Below are 18,616 nucleotides of genomic sequence, written 5' to 3'. Positions count from 1 at the left end.
TAACAATTACATTTTAAAAGTAACTAAAACTTCGGTACCCATATCCTTTTTTGATTTAAATTTTAACTTCCCCTCTATCTGTTCTATAAGAGTGTTAACTAATTGTAAACCAAGCGAGTGGCTATTCTCAAAATCGATCCCTGGAGCAAATCCAACGCCGTTATCTTTCAACTCTAAAAATACAAAATTATTTTCGCACCGTAAATTAAAGGTAATTATTCCTTGTTTCTCCCCGGGGAAAGCGTGTTTTATAGCATTGGTGATAAGTTCGTTTATAATAAGCCCTGCAGGTATAGAGCTATCTAGGGAGAGTGATACTTTTTCAATATTAAGCTCCAGTTTAATTTTTTCGCTGGAAGCCGAATAAGACTGAACAATGTTATTCACCAGCGTGTAAACATAGTCTGAAAAATCAACTGAACTGAAAGACTTATTCTGATATAAACTCTCGTGAATGTAAGCCATGGTTTTTATGCGGTTCTGGCTCTCTTTTAACAGCGTTAAGGCATACTCGTCAGAAACGTAAGAGGACTGCAAGTTTAGAATACTACTGATAACCTGCATATTATTTTTAACACGGTGATGCACCTCTCTGAGTAAAACTTCTTTTTCTTTCAAAGAAAATTCCATTCTTTGCTGTACATGTTTTTTTTCGGTAATGTTATGAGCTATACCGCTAACTTCTACTACTCTTTCATTTTCGTATATCGGATTAAAAAACACCTCCAGATAAATATTCTTATTGTCCTTATCTCTTGTTTCTATTTCAAAATTTGTTGCCAATCCCCGAAAAGATTTGTCATAGTGAAATTGTAAAAGTTCGGTGTATTCTTTATCATTAGCTAAAACCCCCCTGTTTAATACAATACCAAGAAACGGTTTTGTATTATAAATACTGGTGATAAGGTCATAATAATTTTTATTGAAAGAGGTTAGTTTTCCATCATGATCAATGGTCCAAATGTAATGATGACTACTGTCGAAAATAGCGCTCAGTTTTCCTGTTTGATTCAGGAGTTTTTGTTCATAAATCTTCGAATCAGTAATATCACTGGCTATGCAACTGATCTCCTTAACTTGGTTAAGCTCGTTAAAAATGGGATTTATAAAAACTTTCCTGTAAACCTTTCTTCCATTATTAATGTCATCCTTCTCAAACTCAAGTTTTTTTCCTTTAAATGCTTCAGCATACTTAGTATACCAAAATTGAATATACTGATCGCGATTTTTTATAAGATGTTCGTCAATCTTATACCCGGGTTTTATTGTAATTCCTTGCTGAAGCTTTACAGTACTGAAAAAATTTCTGTTGAATGAGGTTACCTTAAAATCACTGTTAACGGACCAAATTAGATGGGTAGAACTTTCAAAAATAGCTGAAAGATGGGCCGTTTTATCGGTTAAGTTTTTCTCTGCGTCTTTTCTTTCTTTAATCTCTTTTTGTAATTGTTTATTTGTACTCTCAGTAATTTGTGCTTTTACTTTTTCGTTTTCTCTCTGCTGTTGCTCCGTTAAGTTATTTACAAGAGAAAGAACGCAATCTTTATTATTGAATTTAATTTGTACAGATTTTATCTCTACTTCAATCTCATTTTTTTCGGCATCCTTTATAGTATAATTAAAAAATTTATCCAGGCCCTTTTTTCTTGTATAAATTTCCTGCATACGTTCCATGCCTCTTTTTCGGTCAGATTGCTTAAAAAAATCCAACATGAATTTGCCAAGGATCTGGTTCTTACTCTTCACCTTCATAAGATCCATAAGAGCATTGTTCACATATAAACAAACTCCATGATCGTGAATTACGTAAGCTACTGGTGAATAATCGAGTAAATTTCTATAATTAAAATATTGATTTTCAATTTCAATATCAGCCTCTTTTTGTTCGGTAATATCTCTTAAAATATTTATGAAAAAATCAATCTTTCCTTTTGCATTCGTTATTGGAACAAGGCTATTTTCCAGCCAAACTTCCTCTCCCGATTTTTTAAGTATTTTAAACGAAAAATGGTGGTTTTTTACTATGTTTTTTTTCTGATACCCCTTTATTAATTTTTCAGTTTTAGAAAACACTTCTTTATCTCCAAGTAAATACCTCGAAAAGAAAGTGTGATCATTGAGTAGTTCCTTGTAATCATATCCAAGTATTTTCTTAATATTTGGACTTACATAAAGATATTTTTCCTTTGGATAGTAAGTATAAAACGCTATAATATCATTCCCATTATTGGTAATGAGATCGAACTTATTTTTTGTTTCAATCAATAAACTCTCTGTTTCTATACTATCTGTAACATCCCGCATATTGCCAATAAGTCCACTAAGTTCTTTTTGACTATTAAATACAGGGTTGACAGCTATTTCAAGCTTTTTTTCTTTTCCTTTTTTGTGCTTAAAGCGAACTATAACTTTATGTTCGTTTTTTGCTTTGCTTTTCTCTAAATACTCTTTTTTTGTAGTAACAATTAAAGCTCTATCGTCTTTGTGAATGCTTGATTCTATCAAACCATTTGTTTTATAAACCTCTTCTGGTGTATACCCAAGTATCTTTTTTGAAGAATCACTTATAAACTTTAGTTTTGGATGTGGAAAAAAACTCAGATGAAAGATAACATCCTCACTGTTACTACTTATTTTTTGTAAAATATCTCTGGCATTTTCTCCTTCAATAGAAAGATTTTTCCTGACAGATATTTCTGAAAAAGTTGTTTGTACTACTTTCTTAGAGTTATAAAAAGCTAAATTCGAATTTGCTTCAATAAAAATATTCTTTTTCTTGTAATTAATAACCTTCACTTCCATAGCCGGAAGTTCGCTACCTTTGAGTACAAGCTTTATATTCTTCCTTACTTCAGGATGAATTTTTTCACTGATAAATTGAAATATAGAAAGTGTATCTTTTGTTTTTAGAAGCTTTACAGGAATAGCTAAAATTTCTATTGCTTTTTTATTTAAAAAATAAAATCTTTTTTCATCAAATAATATAACAGCAACAGGCAGTAAATTAAGAGTGTTTTCATCAACCTGGAATGGGTGCTTTACTGCCATAATTTTATCTATTTTCTTATTGTCTGAGTTTTGTTTTCATTAATTTTTATAGTATAAGTACGTAAGCTTTCTTCATAGGTTGGACGAATCTTTTCACCCTGCCATTTTATTTCAATATCATTTTTATAAGTTACAACCAAATAATTAAAGTCATTTTCATCATAGTATTTCCAATCCCCGTCCTTCATACCATTTACATAGTTCCCAACATAAGCGCGCGCGCCGTTTGTGTGATATCCTTGATGCAATCCAACTGCTTCACCTGCTAAAAACCTTCCTTCAAACCTTTTTATCTTTCCCGGCATAGTATAGCTTTTCCATAAACTATCCGGTTCATCATTTACATAATTACCAAATTCTTTGTAATCCGCATTCTCATATGTCCATCTGCCTTCTTTTTTTCCGTCAATGTACATTCCCTGCATTATTACGTTTCCTTCTTCATCGTAATCTTTCATTTCACCGTCGCGTCTGCCATTAATATAAGTTTCTTCGCGCCATAATTTACCACTTTCGTAATACCACTTCCAGGGACCTTGCGCTCTCCCTTTTTTATCATATTTACCTTCTTGTTCTAATTTACCCGAAGCATAGAAGAACTTCCAGTCTCCTGTTCTATTACCTTCTTTATAAACACCTTTTCCTCTAAATTCACCAGTATTGTGATATTCTGTCCAGACACCAATTCTGTTTCTCATACTATCAACGGCTCCTTTAGCTACAAGTGTTCCATCAAAATATTCTATAGCACTATCAGGAATAGGAACATTTCTGCAAACAAGTCTTCTTACAAAAATATCAGTTGTATCATCTCTTCTGAATGAGCTACTATCACATCTTCTTTTTTGAATGTATTTAAAATGTGTACCAATAGCTACACCATCACTGTAAACTCCTTCATATTTTAAAGTCCCGTCTTCGAATACTTCTCTGTACACCTCTACGTTAGCAATTTCAGGGGCGTTAAATATTTGCTTTCCTAAATTGAATTTTTTAGTTGACAAGAGATTGCCTTTACTATCAAATTCCTTTACATACCCATCTAACGAATCATCATTGAATTTTTGTTCTTTTTTTACTTCTTTATTGTCATAAAATTCCTTCCAGATACCTTGCTTCTTATTATTTTCATCCAACTGATTTATTTTTTCATAACCCTGTAAAATTCCACCCTTGTAAGTTGATATACCGGTAATTAATGAATCCTGGCTAAATTCATATGCAATGCCTTCTTGTCTGCCTTTAATAAATGGAGTAATAGACTTTGTCTTTCCCGATTTATAAAAATTCCTTGTTAATCCTTCTTTTACGTCGTTAGCGTAATTTTCAATCAATGTCACTTTTCCTAAAGTATCATATGTGGCACTTACGCCATTTTTCTTGCCATCCCTATAATCAATTGATTTTGTTATTCTACCCTTCTCATCATAAAATTTCCAGATACTGTCTAATTGAAAGTTCTTTCTATTTCCTTCAATTTTCACTTTTCCATTTTTGTAATAATTCTTCCAATAACCATTAGGTTTACCATCCTTCATTAGACCTTCGCTACTTATTTTACCATTTTCGTAGTAAAATTTATTGTAGCCATTCGGATTAGTGGTTTGGGAACTTAAAAAGAAAGAATTGAAGAAAAATAATAAGGAAAAGTAAATTATATGAAAATGGTACTTAATCATTGTCTTCAGCATTTAAATGTAGTTCAAAAAAAATATAAATCAAATAGAGATAAATTTTATAATTACTCATCCTATATATAATATATATATTTTATTTTTTTAAAATTTTTAAAAAGTATGTATTACTATATATAAGATGTTAATACTGTTAACTAGTTTTTGTTTTTAATTCGTTTTTTAAGTTTATGAAAACTAGTTAACAGGTCTTAAACAAATTTAATAATTTAAAAAGCTGATTACCAGTACTCGTAACTACTATTAACATTAGTTAGTACTTATGAGTCTTAATAAATAAAGGCTTTGTATGAATGTTAGAAACCTAAAAAACACTCTGATAAATTATGATGGATAATGATAACTTTGCTAGGAAATGAAAAGAAATAATGCATGCAGAAGTAGTATTGGATAAATGGTAAAAATGTTGCTTTTACTTATTAACGTTAATTAAAGTAACTAACATACATAATGTTCATTAATAGGTATTTCGTATGGTTCATTATCAGTTAGTTAATTTATTAGTGTTAATTAGCGTTGATTAGTATTTTTGAACAATCATTTATAAGTGCATTTAGATATAAAAAATATGAGTATAAAAATTGCAATAGGCTCTGATCATGCAGGTTTTGATTTAAAACAACATTTACTGGATTATTTAAAGTCTAAAACTTATTCAGTTAATGACAAAGGATGTTATTCAGCGGAAAGAGCTGATTATCCTGATTTTGGCCATGCAGTGGCTATGTCTGTTCTTAATAAAGAGGTAGATTTTGGTGTTTTAATGTGTGGAAGCGGTAATGGTATTAATATGAGTGCCAATAAACACGCTGGTATTAGAGCTGCATTGTGTTGGAATTCAGAAATAGCAAGTTTGGCCCGTTTACATAATGATGCTAACATACTTGTTTTACCTGCCAGGTACATAACAATGGAAGAAGCAGAGAAATGCCTTGATATTTTTTTAAGCACAAAATTTGAAGGCGGACGTCACCAGGCTCGCGTAGAAAAAATAGACATTTAAATTTGTCTGCATGAAAAAAATTCTGATTATAAGTTTCGCAATTCTAGCTTTTAATGCTACTGCCCAAAAAGGAAAAATGTTCCCTTCTGTGATCGGAACCACTCTTGACGATAAAAAGGCAAATTTACCAATGGAAAATGGAAAGTCTACTATTATAGCCATCGCTTTTAACCGGAGCGCAGAAGAAGATCTTAAGAAGTGGTTAAATCCGCTTTATGATAATTTCATGAAGAAAGAAAAAACAGGGAATTTTGATATGGCTGAACTTTATGATGTTAATTTCATTTTTGTACCCATGATCTCTGGGTTTAAGAAAATAGCGCAGGATTTTAAAAAAGGTACAGATAAAGAATTCTGGCCACATATAATGGACACAGAAAAAACAGATGTCAACGAACTTCAAAAACAGTTAGGTGTTGAAGATAATAAAATCCCCTATTTTTTTGTTGTAAATAAAGATGGAAAAATAGTGGAAATGGTTAGTGGAAAATTTACTGACGACAAATTAGAAAAGATCGAAGATGCTATTGAATAAATATAAGAACGATCGTTCCTATATTATAATTAGAGATTAAATCAAATAATTCCCAAATAGCTTAAATAGCTTGTCTATCACCGTCTTAGTGGCGGAATAAATCTATATCTTTGCAAAAAATTATCTTGCAAAATTCTTACGATATTATAGTAGTTGGAGCGGGACATGCAGGCTGTGAAGCAGCTGCAGCTGCGGCCAACATGGGATCCAAGGTTTTATTGGTTACTATGAATATGCAAACCATCGCACAGATGAGTTGCAATCCTGCAATGGGTGGAATTGCTAAAGGACAAATTGTTAGAGAGATTGATGCACTTGGAGGTTATAGTGGTATTGTTTCGGATAAAAGTGCGATACAATTTCGTATGCTAAACAGAAGTAAAGGTCCTGCTATGTGGAGTCCACGCACGCAAAATGACAGAATGATGTTTGCAGGTTTATGGCGCGAAATGTTGGAACAAACTCCAAACGTAGATTTCTGGCAGGACATGGTGAGACAATTAATAATTTCGAAAGACGGAAAACGCGTAGAAGGAATTATTACGGGAATGGGAATGGAATTTAGAGCCAAAGCGGTGGTTCTTACAAATGGAACTTTTTTAAACGGCATTATTCATATTGGAGAAAAACAATTAGGAGGAGGGAGAACTGGAGAGTCGGCAAGCCATGGAATAACGGAACAACTAGTCCAAATAGGATTTGAAAGTGGAAGAATGAAAACCGGCACCCCTCCAAGGATAGATGGAAGATCTTTAGATTATTCCAAAATGGAAGAACAAGGTGGTGACGAAGTAATTGATAAATTTTCTTATTTAGACGGAACATCTCCTTTTATAGGAGCTAACCCAAAAAAGCAACTTCCGTGTCACGTAACATATACAAATCAAAAAGTACACGATATTCTAAAAACCGGGTTTGAAAAATCGCCTATGTTTCAAGGAAGAATTCAAGGGCTTGGGCCAAGGTATTGTCCAAGCATTGAAGATAAAATTACGAGATTTAGCGAAAGGGAAAGACATCAATTATTTGTTGAGCCTGAAGGTTGGAACACTGTTGAGATTTATTTGAATGGGTTTTCTTCTTCCCTACCCGAAGATGTTCAGCAAAAAGCGTTGCGCTTAATCCCTGGACTCGAGAATGCAAAAATGTTTCGTCCTGGATACGCCATAGAATATGATTATTTTCCACCTACACAATTAAAATTAACCCTCGAAACACATCTGGTAGATAATCTTTATTTCGCAGGACAAATTAATGGAACTACCGGATATGAAGAAGCGGCTTGCCAGGGTTTAATGGCAGGTATAAATGCACATCTTAAAATATCAGATAAGAAACCACTGGTTTTAAATCGTTATGAAGCTTACATAGGAGTTTTAATTGATGACCTTGTTACAAAAGGAACCGATGAGCCTTATCGTATGTTTACTTCTAGAGCAGAGTACCGTTTGTTGTTAAGACAAGATAATGCAGACGTTCGTCTTACTCCAATTTCAAGAACTATAGGTTTGGCAAGTGAAGAAAGATTTAATGCCGTAAATGAGAAAGTAGAAAACTACAATAAGGTAATTTCATATTTTAAAAATACGAGTGTAGAACCTGAAGTTATTAATCCGTTTTTAGAGTCGATAGGCTCCGCCCCTATCAATCAAAAATTAAGATATACAAACATCCTTTCTCGCCCCAACATCGGAATTCCGGATATTAAAAACAATGATCCTGTTCTTGCTTCAGCTATGAAAAATTTTAGCAATGACGTTTTAGAGCAAGCTGAGATTTTAATGAAATATGAAGGATATATTGAAAGAGAGAGAGAGAACGCCGACAAACTTAAAAGATTAGAAGACCTAATAATAAGCTCTGAATTCAATTTTGATACCGTTGGTGGTTTAGGCGCGGAAGCAAAAGAAAAACTTAATAAATTTAAACCAGCCACAATCGGTCAGGCAAGTAGAATTTCGGGAATCAATCCTGCTGATGTTTCAGTTCTTTTAATCCACCTTGGCCGTTAATGTTTCACGTGGAACAATTCTATTATGCATAATCATACCCATTGCCCGGTTTGTAAAAACCAAAACTTCGAGCACTTTATTACTTGCGAAGATTACACAGTAAGTCATGAAAAATTTGAAATTGTTTCGTGTAAGCAATGCAGTTTTAAATTTACTAACCCCATTCCAGAGTTTTCGGATTTGGGAAATTATTATAAATCGGAAGATTATATTTCGCATTCTAATACAAAAAAAGGAATCATATCGAGGCTTTATCATTTGGTTAGAAATTACACACTAAAGAACAAACTCGCACTCGTATCATCAAATGTTTCACGTGGAACAATTTTAGACTATGGATGTGGAACAGGAATGTTTTTAGATGTATGTCAAAATGCTGGTTGGAGATCTATAGGCATGGAGCCCGATTCCGGTGCAAGAAAAATTGCCCGGGATATGAATCTTAAGGTACACGCCGATAAGACTGAATTGAGCAAAGCTTATCCGGATGAGAAATTTGACGCAATTACTTTATGGCACGTACTGGAGCATGTGACAGACCTTGAAGATACACTCAACTTTTTGAAAGCGAGATTGAATCGCGATGGGGTTCTAATAATCGCGGTTCCTAATCATACAAGTTATGATGCAAATCATTACAAACAATTTTGGGCAGCTTATGATGTTCCAAGGCATCTTTATCATTTTGACCCAATAAGTATAACAGCGCTTCTTTCAGAATACGGCTTTACTTTATCACAAAAGCTTCCCATGAAATTCGATAGCTTTTATGTAAGCATGCTTAGTGAGAAATACAAAACAGGATCTATAAGGTATTTTAGTGCCTTTTTAAATGGCCTTAAATCAAACCTTAAGGCTAAGGATGCTGGAGATTACTCTAGCGTTATATACATGTTTAGATTCAAATAGAAGGTGTATTAGCTAGATTCCTTTATTAAGCTCCAACAATTTGTTGGAGCTTTTTTATGGGGGTATCTGGAGAACTTGTTTCACGCTTAACCTTACCACGCTCACTTAAATGTATTCTATTTTTGTGAACCAAGTTCTTATTAAGAGATAGGTCCAGCTTATTTTATTTAACCGCAGAGGGAAGATTTTCGATAACGGTCTATGTATTTAGAATTTCGTGAGTGATTAATCAAGCTAAACTTAGTCTGCCACTTTGTGTTAACGTAAGAGAGTTGGGGTACTTATGTCTGTGGATCTTTTCCTAACATTTGTAGTTTGTTTAGCAAAACCTAGGGTTGTATAAAGATAGACTCTGGGAACGAAATATACATTTCTCACAGCTTGATCAACAGATAGGATAATTGTGTGGACTTAGGGGATCCAGAACAACTCTGTTAATTCTCTTACCCGGCTTTGCTTTTATGCAGGAAAATGTGTTGAGGCAACTGGATGTCTCCATGATGATCAGCACAGAGAAGATTGCGCTGAGTTACCAATCCAGAATGGTCTGTTTAATTCTCTTAGCCCCCATCGTTTTTATGCATAAAGAAAATGTATCGAAGCAAACCGGGATCTCTCCCATCATGATCAGTAGAGACAAGTTTGCGTTAGCTTACCTACCATAGTAAAGTTTGGTTGAGTTTAAAACTTAGATGGGTTTAGTTTTTTGTACAAGGAAAGTATATAGAACAAGCCTGGGTTTTTTTAATATCAATAGAGAGAAGGTGGTCGTGTTTTACCCATCCGGAATACTTCTGTTTGAATGTCTTTAGTTCTCTTACCCGGTTTTTTGTAACAAGGAAGTTTATCGAAGCGAGGCTGGATTTGTGCCATCATGATTAACAGATAAGATTGTGTTGAGTATCGATCCAGAATAGTATTGTCGGATAGTTTAAGCCTCCTAACCCACTTCCCTATTATGCAGCAGGAAAATATATCGAAGCAACTGGATGTCTCCCACAATGATCAGCAGAGTCATGTTTGAGCTAGATTACCCATTATGCACTATAGTAAAGTTTGGTTCGTATGAACTTGGCTGGGTTAAGTTTTTTACAATGATGGATTTCTGTAATATGATCAACAGAGAGAAGATGGTCTTGTATTACCGATCCGGAATAGTTCTGTTTGATTATCTTTAATTCTTACCCCGGTTTTATGTAAAAGGGAGTTTATCGAAGCGAAGCTGGAGTTGTCCCATCATGTTTAACAGATGAGATTGTGTTAAGTTCCGATCCAGAATAGTATTGTTTAAGTCTCCTAACACGCTTCGCTTTTATGCATAAGGAAAATGTATCGAAGCTAACCTGGATATCTCCCAGTATGATCAACACAGAGAAGATTGTGTTGAGTTACCGATCCATAATAGTTCTGTGTGGTTGTGTTTAATTTTCGTACCCCGTTTCTTTTTTTGTACATCGTAGTTGTATCGAATCAAACCTGCCCTGCCTCCAAAATGATTGCCATAGACACGTTTGCCTTATACCTATCATTCCCTATAGTTCTGTTTGGTTGTATTTTAAGCTTAGCTGGTTTTGCCTTCTTGTACAAGGAAAGACTATTGAAGGTAAACTTCGATGTCTTCAAGCATAGTAAGCAGCGGAATAATTGTGTTGATTCACCCATGATACAAAGTCGGTTTGTTTGCTTGTATTCCATACTTAGCGCGGTTAGCTTTTTGTCTATTAGTGGAGCTCAACCAGAGGCGTTCCTATGAATTTCTTAAATAAAAGATGCTAGCATTCCTTGCAAATCATTTAATAGTTATTTAAATGCATTGTGGTTTATGATCCATATAGCGCCTAGTACAATCATGAAAGAAGTGTGCTTTACTGGAAGAGGGGTGGGATTTCATTATAGCTGGGTGGGCATTTTTTATCAAAACCTGAAAATAGATGTGAAGTGCATTAGAGTTAATGGCAACACTTCCTGCTTTTGGTCTGTTCTACAAATGGAATGCGTTTATTCTCGTACACAGAACCCCCTCTATCATTAAGAGCATATCGCGTTTTTTCGTGCATTTGTTTCACGTGGAACATCTTTTTTGTATCCCTGAAAATATCGTTACGACTAATTCCCGTGAGTTCGTATTGAATCAATGTGTTGTCGATATATGCTCGAAGAGCTTGGTTCGTTTTTGGGCAAAAGGCTCTTTATATAATTATGTCTTGTTAAACGAAAGTTGCTATGAGGCGTATAACTCTGTTAGTTACTTGATCTGAGTTTAAAATTGGTAATATGTTAGAACACATTGTATCGACGTCGGTAAATTCAATTGTAGAGGTTCTAGAAGGTGGTAGGTTGGCGTTTTGACGTGCTAGAATCTAAATTGATGTTTGTACCGATTATTTAGTCGTTTAAATTCTACCGGGAATTATAAAGGAAAGTGGCTGGAAAATAATACCGATTTCGATTACCTGTTAGTGAATAAGCTCAACAAGAAAATCATTCAAAACAATAGGAGGTGGTTATTAGAGGGGCCTAGTTTAGCATAACCCGATACTTTGTCTCGGAATGGTTAGTGCAGCAATTTTTTATCACTTATCCTAAAGTGTACAAGCGGCGCAAAGTTTTTATCAGCTCATAAAGATTTCCTGAAACGATAACGTTCATTGGGATAGTCTGACCCGAGGTTTTCGATTGGTAGCAATGCTCATATTTTTGCCATTAAGCCTTTGCCAAGGTCTCTAATACACTTTAGCTGTTCCTATATGCACGACGAGGACTTAAATACAACAAAAGGCAACTTATATGTCTGATGGAAGACCGAGTTTTGGGAGAATCTATGAAGCGTTAATCAATAAGGTATGGTATAAAATAATCCCACGAATAAGGATTAGTAAGGATTTTGACTTCATTCGCCAGAGATTTAATGCGGTTTTTATTCTTTAAATCCATCAATGCTCAACGCAATTGTTTCACGTGGAACGCAACAAATTAATCAATGAGTAAAGGCCAATTCAGCTTGCACCTTCTGGGGCTTCTAATGGTCTTAATTTGATCATATGGGCAAAATCATGATCCAGATGGAAGAGGGGCGATATATACTTAAGAATACACTAACGCCATAATGTTAATCGTAAGCCCTGGCAGTCAAGGTATCTATATGGTTTAAAAAAACGCAAGATCCAGGGGATGTAAAAGTGTAAGTCTGCCAATACAAATTGAACGCTTACACTAAGAGATTTTTAACGAGAAAAATACTTATGCTATTTAGAGAGAATTTTAAACTCTGTGCGTCTGTTATTTTGTCTGCCTTCTTCTGTATCGTTTTTATCGATAGGCGCACTTTCTCCATATCCTTTAGGAATTAAACGAGCAGGGGAAATACCTTTGGCTATAAGATAATCTACCACCGAATTTGATCGCGAGAAACTTAAACGGGTATTGTACTCGTCAGAACCAACATCATCGGTGTGGCTTGACAATTCAATCTTTAACGCAGGATTGTCTTTGAGGAGTTTAATAAGCCGGTTTAATTCGCTTTGGGATTCGGGCTTAATAGTTGATTTATCGAAATCAAAGAAAATATTCTTTAAAACTACGGAAGTTCCCACTTCCATTTTCTTCAAAATTATGTTCAGGTTAAACTCCTGGAATTCAGCGGTTTCAGGAAGATTAAAGTTCTCGGAGTGAAAAAGATAACCAAAGCTTTTAACTGCAAGTCCGTAATTTTTCCCACTGGGTAGTGTTACGAGGTATTTTCCAGAACTCCTATTAGATTTAAAGGTAGCAAGAAGAACTCCTTTTTCATTGTCGGTTAATTCGATAGTAGCCTCAATGGGCTTTTGGCTTTTTTCGTCTGTTATAATTCCTTTTAAAATGGTCAATTTAGACGATTTAACCTCTACAGCGCTTTCTGTTTTAAAATTACTCACGGCATTACCAACTGCTGCTATAAGCTGATCTTGTGTGTTTAAAAGGGGTTGTTTCTCCGGACCCAGGAAAGTGATTTTATAAATATCCTGCTCTCCAAACCCTCCCTGTTTAGCAGAGGCAAAGTAAGCACGGTTACCACTTCCGCTTACAACAAAAAAAACATCATCATCAGGTCCATTTATCGGATAACCAAGATTTATTGGCGGGGACCATTTCCCGTTTTCTAAAGTGGATTTGAAAATGTCAAAACCTCCCATAGAGCCATGTCCTTGACTGCTGAAATAAAGAGTTACACCATCTGGATGCATAAAAACGCCCTCTTCTCTGTATTTGGTGTTAAGCTCAGGACCTATATTTTTTGAAATGCCCCATTCGCCATTTACATCCATATCGCTGTAATAAATGTCTTGGGCGCCAATCCCAGACTCCCTATCCGTAACAAAAAACAGACGCTTGCCATCAAAGCTTAGACTTACAGTAGACTCATGGTATTTTGTGTTGATGTTTTTGTTCATGCGCACCGGTTCTTCCCAGTCGAGACCAAATAGTACACTTTCGTACAAATCTCCACCGTCGTTTCCAATGTTTCTGTATACATAGAGTTTGCTTCCGTCGGGAGAGAGTCCTGCAGTAGCATCGTGGTCGTCGGTGTTAACGTTTTTACTAAGTTGTTTTGACGGAAGCCATTTACCATCCTTTTTTTCTGAGGTATAAACATCTTCAAAAAACCCATTGTCGCTAAGATCTCTTTTTCCCCCAACAGAATTCGATCTACGGGCGGTAAAAAAGATCGTAGCTTCATCTGTTGAAATGGATGGCCCGTATTCTGGGTAGGCAGTATTTATTGTGTTGCCAAGATTGTCCACAAAAACTCTTTCCGGATTTTCGCTTAACTTTTTACCTATTTCGCATTCAGAAATTTTCTTTTTAATGTCTTCAATATTTCCTGCATTAAGTTTTGCTTTGGGAAGAAGCGTTTGGAGAAAGCTATTGTAAAGTTTTATTGCCTCGTTCCAATTATTGTTTAATTGATAAGTCCATGCTAACCAAAATGAAAGATCTGTTTCTTTTTCGGGTCTTAATTTATAAGCGGCTTCAAAAAATCTCAGTGTTTCCTTGCTAACAGGATCGGTATTAAACCAGATGAAACCCAGCATGTAATTGAGCTCAAAATTATTTGGATTAAAGGTGTTGGCATCAGAAAGAGGGCTCAGGGCACTTCTGAAAAGAGCGTATCCCGCTCTACGATGGTCGTGATGACTAACCGGTAAATACCGGTTAGTCATCAAAAAATAGCGTCGTTGTTCGTCAAACTCTTTTCGCGCCTGAGTGTAAAAATCGGTCCCTGCATCTAACTTGCGGGCAGCATCTTTAAATTCATCTTTTTTCCCAGGAAAATTTGCTTTATCAAATGCAACGCTTTGTGCAGTGCTTAGCAGAGATCCAAGAATAAAAGCAAAGAGATAGTAATTTAATTTCATCATTCGTTGAATTGATTAATCGGTACAAGATGCATTGATAAAGGCTTTGGCGCTACTTACACCTAACTCCAGGGCGGCTTTCCAATCGCTGCAGCAGCCTTCTTCTTCGCGCAATAGTTGACGTGCAATACCGCGATTATAATAAGCCGGTCCATTCTTAGGATCCAATTCAATAGCCCTGGTTGAAAGTTCACGCGCTTTCTTATAATCTTTATTTTTTAATGCAATCGAACACAAATTGTTATAAGCAGAAGAGCTTTTAGGGTCTTGGCTTAAAACCTCTTCAAAGTCATTCTGAGCAGACTTGAGGTCATTGTTCTCAAAGTAAGCCGCCCCCCGATTAAGCAATGCTGTAAGGTACTTAGGATCGATTTTAAGCGCCTTTGTGTACGCTGCAATTGCTTTATCATAACTCTTTTTTGCTCTATAGGCAGACCCGGCATTGTTAAAAATAAAGGCATGGGTAGTGTCAATAATCAAGGCTTTGTCATAATCTTCTACAGCCCCTTCTAAATCTCCTTTTGCACGTTTGGCACTGGCCCGGTCATTATAGGCGAACGAATAATTACGATTGGATACTACAGAAACAGAATAATATCCAATAGCCTTATCAAAATCACCCGCTTCATATGCTAAAAGCCCTTTGTAATAGGAAGCCTCGGCATGTTCTCCGTTGAGCCTTAAACACACATCCAGCGCCACATCCTGACTGTCTTTTTTATTTAAACGCATAAACACAATGCTTTTATTAAAATAGTTATCGGGATTTTGGGGCGAAATTGAGATCGCACGATCAAGATCGGAAAGCGCTTCGTCGTATCGTTTTAGATTGGTTGATGCTATCGCGCGGTTTGCATATGCTTTATCAAAATCAGGCTTTACAGCCAGGCATTTCGAAAATAGAGTAAAAGCAGAGTAGTAATCTTTCGCTTTTAAAGCATCTAGCCCCTTGTTGTAATCATATTCTGCGAGCTGCTGCGGATCGAGATTCAGAGCCACTTTTACGGTGTCTTGTGAGCGTAAAAGCCCGCAGAGAGATGAAAAAATAAAAACAAAAAAATATTTCATGTGAATAGGAACAAGTATTAAAAATAGAGATTGAAGCTTGCTTGTAGAATGACGCTTCAAAATCTTCTAAACAAAACGGTTTTAATAAAAATTCTGCTTAATTTTATTCTCTTAAACCCTAAGTGATGCCAAAAATTTTGCCTTTTTTTATAGTGATGATTTTGACTTTTACCTCGTATTCACAAAGCGTAGGGGGCTTTTTAAAAGATAAAGCAAACGACTCTAAAGTAAAATTAAAAGAAAAAGGGAGGGAAAAAGCGACCGAAAGTCTCGATAAGCAACGTAAAGAATATGATGAAAGTAATTTTAATTACGCTATTTCTTTTTTAGACAACAGTGGTACTTTTGAAGCAGATGAAAAAGGAAATGCTTTTAGCAGCACTCTTTTAAACTCGGCCAAATTAGCTAACGATGAGACTAAGAGCGTTGAAGACAGGGCGTATACCAATTTAAAAAATGGAGAACTTTTAATGGCGAGTAACAAGTTTTACCTCGCTGAGCAAAACTTAAAACTTGCAAAGTTTTTGTATGAAAAAGATTCAAAAACATCAACTTTAAATTACGCACAAACCATTACTGATCTTGGATTGCTTTATCAGTCGCGCGGCAGATACACTAAGGCAAAACCTTTGGATGAACAGGCTATCGTTTTGCATGAAAGGGTTGATAACAAAGGCATGATCATTGTTGCTATTAACAACAACGCTGTTTTAAAAAAGGAGACAGGATTTTACACAGAGGCTGAAAAGGATTTTAAAAAAGCCTTAGATCTTTCAAAGGAGCAAGACGATGAGTTGGCCATAGCATTGATTTATAACAATCTTGCCATGACTTACCTTGACATGAATAAACTTAAAGAAGCCGAAGCATCAATGAATAGTAGTATTGCAAAGGCTACTGAAGTTTTAAAAGACAACTCCAGCAACTTTATAAAGCTTCAGATAAATCTGGCAAATATTTATCGTTTCGAAAAAAAGTACACAGAATCAGAGCAACTTTATAAAAAAGCAATAGGTATTAAAGAAAAAAAATTAGGCGCGCATCCGGATCTTGCGCATCTTAAAAAAGGTCTGGCGCAACTATACATGGAGATGGGTAAGACCGCTGAAGTTGAAAAATTATTACAAAGTGCCTACGACATTAATAAAAAGAAGCTTGGTGAAAAAAATCCCGCTACAGTTGCCGTTCAACAGGAGCTCGCAAATTTTTACCGCTTTACAAATAACAACGACAAGGCAATGGAGCTGATCACAAAAGTGGTTGCTGAAAAAAAGGAAATTTATGGAGAAGCACATCCAAACTATATACAAGCGCTTGAAGACCTTTCTTTAACGCAATGGCAGGTAAACAAAATTAGTGAGGCTAAGGCAAATTATAAGATAGTAATTGATAACACGCTCAACTACATTAATACTTTCTTTGATGCTTTAAATGAAAATGAAAAGACTTTGTACTGGGAAAAAACCAACACGCGCCTGCAACGCTTTTATTCTTTTGTTTACAACAATTATAAAAATGATGCTGATTTAATAAAACTATTCTACAACACCGTAGTAAATACAAAAGGGTTTTTATTAAGCAACTCTTCAAAAATCAGAAACATAATTTCATCCAGTACCGACGAGTCGTTAAAAACAACTTATTCGCAATGGCTTGAGACTAAAGAAAATTTAAATCAAGCTTATCAGTTGAGCAAAGAAGAACTAGCACAGGAAAAAGTAAATCTGGATAGTTTAAAAAGGAGAGCAGACGAATTGGAAAGAGAGCTTTCTCAAAAAAGCGCGTTGTTTAAGGAAACCACGACAGATAAACCAGTAACGTATGAAACCATTCAAAAATTATTAAAAACAAATGAATGTGCTATAGAGATTGTTGAACTGAATGAATATAAAAATGGGTTCACAGACAAACAAAATTACATAGCCCTTACTTTAACAGTAGCAGACATTAAACTAATAGACCTAGGCGACGGTAAGACTATTGAAACAGCTATTGGTGCTTTCCGCGAGAAAACAATTAACATGAAACCTGAGAACGAAGCTTATGGCATAACCTGGAAAGTGCTGGATGAGCAGTTGAAGGGCATAACCAAAATATATTTGTCACTCGATGGGGCTTATCATCAGCTAAGTATAAACGCTTTAAAAGATGGAAACGGAAAGTATTTAGTAGACAGGTATACGTTACTTTTTGCTGGGAATACTAAAGACATTATTGACATAAAACAAAATGAAAGCGCTTCAGTTAAACCGGCAACGGCGTTTATGATCGGAAATCCACTTTACGGAAAACATGAGATGATTGCACAGCTGCCAGGCACCGAGGCTGAAGTAAAAAACATTACCAAATTACTGGTGCCTTATAAAGTGAAAACAACGTCTCTATACGGAGACAAGGCTACCGAGGCAAAAATCAAAGAAATCAATTCCCCCAGCATTTTACATATTGCTACACACGGCTATTTTTTAGCAGATCTTAGTCAAATGGAAACTACAAAGGTTTTAGGCGTGGATATCTCTGCTGCTAAAGAAAATCCTTTATTAAGAAGTGGTGTTTTACTTGCAAATTGTGACAATGTTTTTGATGAAAGTTACCGCGCGGCTTCAAATAGCGAGAATGGCATTTTAACGGCCTATGAGGCTATGAGTTTGAACCTCGACAAAACGGACCTGGTAGTGTTAAGTGCTTGTGAAACAGGGCTTGGCAGCGTTAAACAAGGCGAGGGAGTTTATGGTTTGCAACGGGCGTTCTTAATTGCAGGGGCAAAAAGCATTGTAATGAGTTTGTGGAGTGTAAGTGATGATGCTACAATGCAACTGATGACATTATTTTATAATAATTACGCTAAGAGTGGAAATAAAATCCAGGCTTTTTCAGATGCGATAAAACAGTTGAAAATAAAATACAAAGAGCCTTTTTACTGGAGCGCATTTGTAATGCTAAGCAAGTAA

At 35.4% G+C, this 18,616-nt stretch carries 11 protein-coding genes; 6 read left to right on the top strand and 5 right to left on the bottom strand.

The window, feature by feature from the left end; genetic code table 11:
• Positions 1 to 6 precede the first annotated feature (6 nt).
• On the bottom strand, positions 7 to 3,048 hold the full coding sequence (locus CNR22_10165; protein PBQ32120.1) for a hypothetical protein: 3,042 nt from the start codon (positions 3,046 to 3,048) through the stop codon (positions 7 to 9).
• Between the two features lie 8 nt (positions 3,049 to 3,056).
• On the bottom strand, positions 3,057 to 4,739 hold the full coding sequence (locus tag CNR22_10160; GenBank protein PBQ32119.1) for a hypothetical protein: 1,683 nt from the start codon (positions 4,737 to 4,739) through the stop codon (positions 3,057 to 3,059).
• Between the two features lie 571 nt (positions 4,740 to 5,310).
• Here CNR22_10160 and rpiB point away from each other — a divergent pair.
• The 5 genes from rpiB (at position 5,311) to CNR22_10135 (ending at position 9,866) form a co-directional block, all read left to right on the top strand.
• Entirely contained in the window at positions 5,311 to 5,745 is a 435-nt protein-coding gene (gene rpiB / locus CNR22_10155) for a ribose 5-phosphate isomerase B (GenBank protein ID PBQ32118.1), read from the top strand.
• Between the two features lie 10 nt (positions 5,746 to 5,755).
• Positions 5,756 to 6,280 carry a hypothetical protein gene (locus tag CNR22_10150; GenBank protein PBQ32117.1) on the top strand — a complete coding sequence of 175 codons (525 nt, stop codon included), beginning with the start codon at positions 5,756 to 5,758 and terminating at the stop codon, positions 6,278 to 6,280.
• Between the two features lie 125 nt (positions 6,281 to 6,405).
• Positions 6,406 to 8,292 carry a tRNA uridine-5-carboxymethylaminomethyl(34) synthesis enzyme MnmG gene (locus tag CNR22_10145; GenBank protein ID PBQ32116.1) on the top strand — a complete coding sequence of 629 codons (1,887 nt, stop codon included), beginning with the start codon at positions 6,406 to 6,408 and terminating at the stop codon, positions 8,290 to 8,292.
• Between the two features lie 24 nt (positions 8,293 to 8,316).
• Entirely contained in the window at positions 8,317 to 9,201 is an 885-nt protein-coding gene (locus CNR22_10140) for a methyltransferase (GenBank protein ID PBQ32115.1), read from the top strand.
• Between the two features lie 461 nt (positions 9,202 to 9,662).
• Positions 9,663 to 9,866 carry a hypothetical protein gene (locus CNR22_10135; GenBank protein PBQ32114.1) on the top strand — a complete coding sequence of 68 codons (204 nt, stop codon included), beginning with the start codon at positions 9,663 to 9,665 and terminating at the stop codon, positions 9,864 to 9,866.
• A gap of 805 nt (positions 9,867 to 10,671) precedes the next feature.
• Here CNR22_10135 and CNR22_10130 read toward each other — a convergent pair.
• From CNR22_10130 to CNR22_10120, 3 genes are all read right to left on the bottom strand, one after another.
• Positions 10,672 to 10,863, bottom strand: coding sequence for a hypothetical protein (locus CNR22_10130; GenBank protein PBQ32113.1), 192 nt, complete (start codon positions 10,861 to 10,863; stop codon positions 10,672 to 10,674).
• A 1,583-nt stretch (positions 10,864 to 12,446) separates the two neighbouring features.
• A complete protein-coding gene (locus CNR22_10125; GenBank protein ID PBQ32112.1) occupies positions 12,447 to 14,600 on the bottom strand; it encodes a hypothetical protein in 2,154 nt (717 codons plus the stop codon).
• A 12-nt stretch (positions 14,601 to 14,612) separates the two neighbouring features.
• Positions 14,613 to 15,665 (bottom strand): hypothetical protein, encoded by a 1,053-nt coding sequence (locus CNR22_10120; GenBank protein PBQ32111.1) that lies wholly within the window; start codon positions 15,663 to 15,665, stop codon positions 14,613 to 14,615.
• Between the two features lie 125 nt (positions 15,666 to 15,790).
• Between CNR22_10120 and CNR22_10115 the strand changes: the two genes are divergently transcribed.
• Entirely contained in the window at positions 15,791 to 18,616 is a 2,826-nt protein-coding gene (locus CNR22_10115; protein PBQ32110.1) for a hypothetical protein, read from the top strand.

It is taken from the genome of Sphingobacteriaceae bacterium (assembly GCA_002319075.1).
Classification (GTDB): domain Bacteria; phylum Bacteroidota; class Bacteroidia; order B-17B0; family Aurantibacillaceae; genus Aurantibacillus.
This window is presented reverse-complemented; position numbering and strand designations above follow the sequence as displayed.